Raw genomic sequence first — 6,327 nt, 5'->3', positions numbered from 1 at the left:
CTGGCATCCCAGCGCGCAAGCCGCACGGCATCGCTCATCGCGAGCCGCGCCGCGCTCGCGTCCCACGCGAGCGCCGAGCAGGTGCTGGACGGCATGCGCAAGCTTTCCGACATCGCACCCGCCGTCGACACTATTGAAACGACCGAGGAAAGCACCGCGGCATCGCGCCTGGCGTTCTACCTCACCTTTAGCTCGTACACCGTCACCTCGTCCATCGTCGTGGTCGCCGGCGTGGTGCTCTCCACGCTCAACAAGCCCGACGTGCGGCGACGACAGCTCGCTGCGCCCGTGAGCAGCTGGCGCATGGGATTCGAGAGCATCGCCGGATGCGCGGTGCTGGCGCTCGGCGTGTGCGCATGGGTCGCACTCGTCGGCATCGGCGCCTCCGGGGCAGGCGCACTGCTTTCAAGCGCAGGTGCGCAGGTGGCGCTCGCCATCGCGTCGCTTTGCGCGTTCGCACTCGTCCCGCTCTCGCTCGCCTACACGCTCGCGCAATGCGGCTTTAGGGAGAAGGCACTCAACGCGATCGCCAACCTGGGCGGCATGATCATGTCGTTTTTGGGCGGGGCGTGGGTGCCGCTGTCGCTCATGGGCGCGAATGTGCAAGCGGTCGCGCACTTCACGCCCACCTTCTGGATGTACGATGCCGTGACCTGCGCGCTCGGCGCTCAAGAGGTGAATGCGAGCGTTCTGGCCACCGTCGGTATCGACTTGGGTATCATCGCGCTCTTCGCTGTCGCGATCGTGTCCGCGGGTCTTGTGGCCGCCCGCCTGCGCGTGCGCGAGGTCTAACGCACCTCGATGCAGGGACTGTCCCTACATCGAGATGACCGCAGCCGCGCGGACGAACTCACGGAACAGCGGGTGCGGACGCGTGGGGCGGCTCTTGAACTCGGGATGCGCCTGCGTGGCGACGAACCACGGGTGCAGGTCGCGGCGCAGCTCGACCATCTCGACCAGCTCGCCATCCGGACTCGTGCCGGACACGACCAAGCCGGCCGCCTCCAGCTCCTCGCGGTACGCGCTGTTGAACTCGTAACGATGACGATGGCGCTCCTGCACCAGCGCCTCGCCGTACGCCTCCGCAGCGAGCGTGCCTGCGATGAGCGCGCACGGATACGCGCCAAGGCGCATGGTGCCGCCCTTCTCGGTCACGCCCTCCTGCTCATCGAGCAGGTCGATCACGGCGTGCGCGCACTGCGGGTCGAACTCGGACGAGCTCGCGTCCGCATAGCCCAGCACGTCGCGCGCAAATTCGCACACGGCGACCTGCATCCCCAGACAGATGCCCAGATACGGCACCTGGTGCTCGCGCGCGTAGCGGGCAGCGGTGATCTTGCCGTCGAAGGCGCGCTTGCCGAAGCCGCCCGGCACGAGGATGCCCGACGCGTCGCCCAGCACCCGCTCGACGTTGTCATCGGAGAGCGCCTCGCCATCGACGAGTTCGACCTCCACGTGCTTGCCCAGGTGCGTGCCCGCGTGGTGCAGCGCCTCGATGACGGAGAGGTACGCGTCGGGCAGCTGGGTGTACTTGCCGACGAGCGCGATCTTCACGGGGTCGCCCTCGTTTTCCGCATGGTCCTTCGCAGCGAGGAACCCCTCCCAATCCGCCATGTCGCGCTCGTGCGGATCGAGCCCCAGGCGCTCGCAGACGCGCAGGTCGAAATCCTGCTCGGCCATCATGCGCGGCACATCGTAGATGGACGGGGCGTCCTCGCAGGTGAACACGCAATCCACGTCCACGTCGGTGAACGAGGCGATCTTGGCGCGCACGTCGTCCTCGATATGATGGTCGCTGCGCAGCACGATGATGTCGGGCTGGATGCCAAAGCTCCGCAGCTCCTTGACGGAGTGCTGCGTCGGCTTGGTCTTCACCTCGTGGGCCGCCGCGATATAGGGCACGAGCGAGACGTGGATGTAGCAGACGTTCTCGGCGCCGGCATCCTTCTTGTACTGACGGATGGCCTCGACGAACGGCTGGCCCTCGATGTCGCCGATCGTGCCGCCGAGCTCGGTGATGACCACGTCGGCGTCCGTCTGCTCCTCGACGCCGCGGAACTTGGCCTTGATGGCGTTCGTCACATGCGGGATGACCTGCACCGTGCCGCCGAGGAAGTCGCCATGGCGCTCGCGCGCGATGAGGTCCTGGTAGATGGCGCCCGTGGTGAAGTTGGAGTCGCGCGTGAGATTCTCGTCAATGAAGCGCTCGTAATGACCGAGGTCGAGATCGCTTTCGTAGCCGTCCTCGGTGACGAACACCTCGCCGTGCTGGAACGGGCTCATGGTACCCGGGTCCACGTTGAGATACGGATCGGCCTTCTGCATGGTCACCCGGTAGCCGCGCGACTTGAGCAGACGCCCCAGCGATGCCGCGGTGATGCCCTTGCCCAGCGAGCTGACCACGCCGCCGGTCACGAATATATGCTTTGTCATGGTGTTTACCTGCACTTCCCGTCGAAATCTGCACCGGAGTCCGGCGCTTCCACGGGATTTCAGTGTACTACCCGCCTACCATGACAATGGGGAGTATGGCGAATTCACGCACTGGAAACGATTGCCCCTCTCAACCTCAAATGAGGGACAGTCCCTAATTTGAGGTTGAAGTCCCATGCATTCGAAGCGAAGGCCGCGGTGAAGGCCGGTGCTCCGCGTGGTGCTAGCGTCCGAGGCCTAGCTCCCGCAGCGCCGAGGCGCATCGCCGCGACGCCTCCGCGGACTCCTGCGCAGTCGCATGGTCGCGATTCACCTCGACCATGAGCTCGCGGACCACCTCGCAATCCTCTGCCACCGCAGGATCACCCGTCCCGTTCACCCACTCCCACCAGCGAGCACGCCCGTAGAACTCCACGCCCTCGAACCAGGTGCGAATCGCGTCCAGGCTCACCGGCGCCAGGTCGTTCGCATCCACGCCCACGTCGTAGCGCATGAGGCCCTGCTTGCGGTTGAGCTCGTTATACACGCTGCCCGCGCTGTGGATATGCCCATGAAGATGCCAGGACCCGCGCGACATGGACTGCCACTCCATGAGCGGATAGTGCGACAGCACGATCTTCTGCCCATGGATATTGATGCGCACGATGGGCGGCTCGACGATGAACGTCCCCGCCACATCCTTGTGCGTCCAGTCCTTGTCGTGATTGCCCGGCACGATGTGCACCTTGCGGCAATTGATCTTTCCGCGCAGCGCCGCCGCCTCGACCGCGGTCATCTGATACGAGAAATCACCGAGGATGTACAGGTCGTCGGTGGGCGCCACACGCTCGTTGATCGCGTTGATGAGCGCGCGATTCATATGCGCGATATCGCCAAACGGACGATCGGTGAAATGCAGCACGTTGGCATGGCCGAAGTGCGTGTCGGATGTAAACCAGATCATGAGACGGACCTCCCGTCACGCGGAGTGACATAGTCCGATAATCATACCCTCGGCAGCACCACCCGCTCGACGGCGCGGGCGGTCATGAGCGCATACACCGCCATGAGCATCACCGTAAAGCCAAGGACGCCGGCGACGATGGCGAAGAATCCCTGCACGCCGAGGGCGAACGACAGGAATGCCACGAGTACCAGGCCGAACAGGTCGTGGATGAACGCTCCGGCGAGCGGGGCGCAAAAATACAGCCGCACCTGGGCACGCACCGACGAGCGCATATCGATGCGGTCGCAACCCAGTTGGGCCAGGGTCCCGTATGCGCGACGCGCGTCGGCGGCTCCGGAAAGCTGCTGCAAGGAGAGCACCGCCACAGCGCTCAGCAAGAAGACCGACCCGTAAAAGATGCCGATATAACCGATGGGCGCGAGCGAGGCGGACATCCCATTGGAGAGCATCTCGGGTGTGCGCAGTCCCACGCTGAAGGCGAACCCGGCCACCATCATGCACACCGCCGCCGCGATGAGCACACACACGCACGCAAGGGCCATCGACGAGCTCGAGACCCGTGCCTCGACCTGCCGCACGGTGAACGCGCGCAGGCCGCTCCAATATGCCTCGGCGCGAGCTCGCGCACAATCGGCCCACCATGAGGCACCGAGGCGAGCGACGAGCGCGGTCGCGACGCACGCGGCAAACCCCATGGGCATGATGAAGGCGATGAAGTAGATGGGCTGAAACAGGCACGCTCCCCACACCATCGCGAGAAGCACCGCCGCAAGCGCCACCTGGCCAGCCCTTGCAAGACGTCCGCCGAGGCGAATGACCTCGGGGGTCCGATCGGCGAAAAAGAGCTCGATGAGGGGCCGCTTGGTCATATTGCGCGCGCCGTCGAGGGCGTTCAAGGCAAAAATGACGGAAAAGCAGCCGGCCGTCCAAAAGGCGGACCCAGCCGAAAAGGCGAACATGGGACGCCACGACACGTTGAAAACGAAGGCGGCGATGGCGCCGAACGCCGGGGACAGTGCGCCGCCGAGCGCGATGCCGAGCGCCAGGGCGCACGCTCCCACGAGCGCGGTCTCGGCGATGAGCACGAACGCCGTAGCACCGCGGCCCATACCCATGAGCTCGTACAACGCGAACTCGCGCTTGCGGCGACGCAGCAGGAATCGGTTCGCATAGCGGACCAGGAACAAAAACACCAACACGGTGAAGACGGAGAACGCCTGCAGAATATCGCCCGCGCTCCCCAGCACGCCCATTTGTTCGGTGGACAACCCAAGCGCCACCAGGTAATCGGTCGAGGCGACGAACGAATACAGCAGGCATGCCGCGAACCCGAGCGTCGCGAAATACACCGAGTAGTCACGTGCGCCGCGACGAACGTTGCCGAGGGCGAGCTTGAGATATAGCTGCATGGCGAGTCCTTCCAAGGGTTATTACCGCACCCATTCTCGTGAACTCGTCCCTCCCGTGCCATCGATTCGGCTTACGCGCGGCATACGAAAATGTAAGGCTCTCATCCTCGAAACGAACCAAAGTAAAGATAACCGCTCCGTTCACGACCGAAAACACCAGCACTTTGGATGACCGGGCCTAGCTCCCTACACCGAACCCACGGCCTTCCATTTCTCCACGAACGAACGGTAGGCAGGGACTGCACGCACAAAAGCATACTCGTCTTCATTCTCGACTTCCGAAAGCAGCAGCGCACCCATCCTGGACGTCAAGTCGGTCAAGTCATTCAGGTCCGAATAGCGGTAAAGCGGACCCTGGAGTGCCGCGGAGTCGCCCCCATGCAACGAGGTCATGACGGCGTCGAGAAGCTCAATCGCCTCACCAGAATCGCCCGATGCCGTCACGGCCGCCAGCCGCGGCATCAGACTCATCCATGCAGGCTGACCAAGTGCCTCGAATGCCAGCTGAGCGCGGTGCGCGCACTCGAGCGCATCATCTTTGCGGCCATCCCTCAACGCAATTTCGATCAACCCGACAATCGCCCCCATCAAATCGGCGGCGATGCGGATCACGCGGGCCTCCCAAACGCGTGCGGCGTCCTCGTCCTTTCCTTCGCGCGCATACAAGATCGCCTGGCGCTCCTCCTTATCCACCGTGCGGTCGGGGATGCCGTCAAGGATACGCTGGGCATCCTCATACCGCTCTTCCTGCATGGCTTTCGCGATGAGCATTGCGGACGCCTGATCCCTCACTGCCGGCACAACGCTCTTCATCAGCTAGCGACCGTCAGCACAATTGACGCGCCCTCATGTTTTCGGCAGGAAATCTAACCGCTGGTTAAAACAATCATGCCCCCGGCGCGACCGCACCGGGGGCATGCAAGCATCTCTAGTCGAAAACGCCGCCTACAGCACACCATCCAACATGAGGTTCACCTTGAGCACGTTGACCGTGGGCTCGCCGAAGACGCCCAGGAATCGGCCCTTGGTGCACTGGGCGATGATGTCGCGCACCTCGCCTTCGCTCTTGCCCGTGGCCTTTGCCAGGCGCGGTACCTGGTACTCGGCGGCATCGGGGGAGATCTCGGGGTCGAGCCCTGAGCCGGAACACGTCACCAGGTCGACGGGCACGGCATCCATGTCGGCGTCGGGATTGGCGGCGCGAATCTTCTCGACGCGCTCGTCCACAAGCTGCCGGTACTCCTCGCTCGCCGGGGAGAGGTTGGACGGGGCGCTGTAGGCCATGAGCCCGCCGTCCTCCCCCTCGACGATAGTCACGTTCTGGATACGGCCCCACATGTGGTCCTCATCCTCGAAGTTCTGACCGATCAGCTCGGAGCCCACGATCTTGTCGTCGACCTTGATGAGCGAACCGTTCGCCTGATACGGGAACGCAACCTGGGCGATGCCGGTCACGACGAGCGTATAGCCCAGGCCGCAGACAACGGTAAACAGCGCGAACACACCCAGTGCACGCGATGCAACACCTTTGAACATACA

Annotated in this window: 6 protein-coding genes; 1 reads left to right on the top strand and 5 read right to left on the bottom strand. The window is 64.0% G+C overall.

Features of this window, described 5'->3' with window-relative positions; all coding sequences use genetic code 11:
• On the top strand, positions 1 to 792 hold a 792-nt coding region (locus COLINT_RS08220; RefSeq protein WP_039910186.1), incomplete at its 5' end, for an ABC transporter permease.
• Positions 793 to 816: 24 nt separating this feature from the next.
• Here the strand turns inward: COLINT_RS08220 and COLINT_RS00480 are convergent.
• From COLINT_RS00480 to kdpC, 5 genes are all read right to left on the bottom strand, one after another.
• Positions 817 to 2,433, bottom strand: coding sequence for a CTP synthase (locus COLINT_RS00480; RefSeq protein ID WP_006722312.1), 1,617 nt, complete (start codon positions 2,431 to 2,433; stop codon positions 817 to 819).
• Positions 2,434 to 2,656: 223 nt separating this feature from the next.
• Positions 2,657 to 3,376 carry a metallophosphoesterase family protein gene (locus COLINT_RS00475; RefSeq protein WP_006722311.1) on the bottom strand — a complete coding sequence of 240 codons (720 nt, stop codon included), beginning with the start codon at positions 3,374 to 3,376 and terminating at the stop codon, positions 2,657 to 2,659.
• Positions 3,377 to 3,417: 41 nt separating this feature from the next.
• On the bottom strand, positions 3,418 to 4,788 hold the full coding sequence (locus COLINT_RS00470) for an FtsX-like permease family protein (RefSeq protein WP_006722310.1): 1,371 nt from the start codon (positions 4,786 to 4,788) through the stop codon (positions 3,418 to 3,420).
• Positions 4,789 to 4,974: 186 nt separating this feature from the next.
• A complete protein-coding gene (locus tag COLINT_RS00465) occupies positions 4,975 to 5,559 on the bottom strand; it encodes a hypothetical protein (protein ID WP_050750526.1) in 585 nt (194 codons plus the stop codon).
• A 174-nt stretch (positions 5,560 to 5,733) separates the two neighbouring features.
• Positions 5,734 to 6,324 (bottom strand): potassium-transporting ATPase subunit KdpC, encoded by a 591-nt coding sequence (gene kdpC / locus COLINT_RS00460; protein WP_006722308.1) that lies wholly within the window; start codon positions 6,322 to 6,324, stop codon positions 5,734 to 5,736.
• Between the last annotated feature and the right edge of the window lie 3 nt (positions 6,325 to 6,327).

The sequence above is a fragment of the Collinsella intestinalis DSM 13280 genome, assembly GCF_000156175.1.
GTDB classification, from domain to species: domain Bacteria; phylum Actinomycetota; class Coriobacteriia; order Coriobacteriales; family Coriobacteriaceae; genus Collinsella; species Collinsella intestinalis.
Note: the sequence above shows the minus strand (reverse complement) of the source record. Positions and strands in the feature narration are given on the sequence as shown.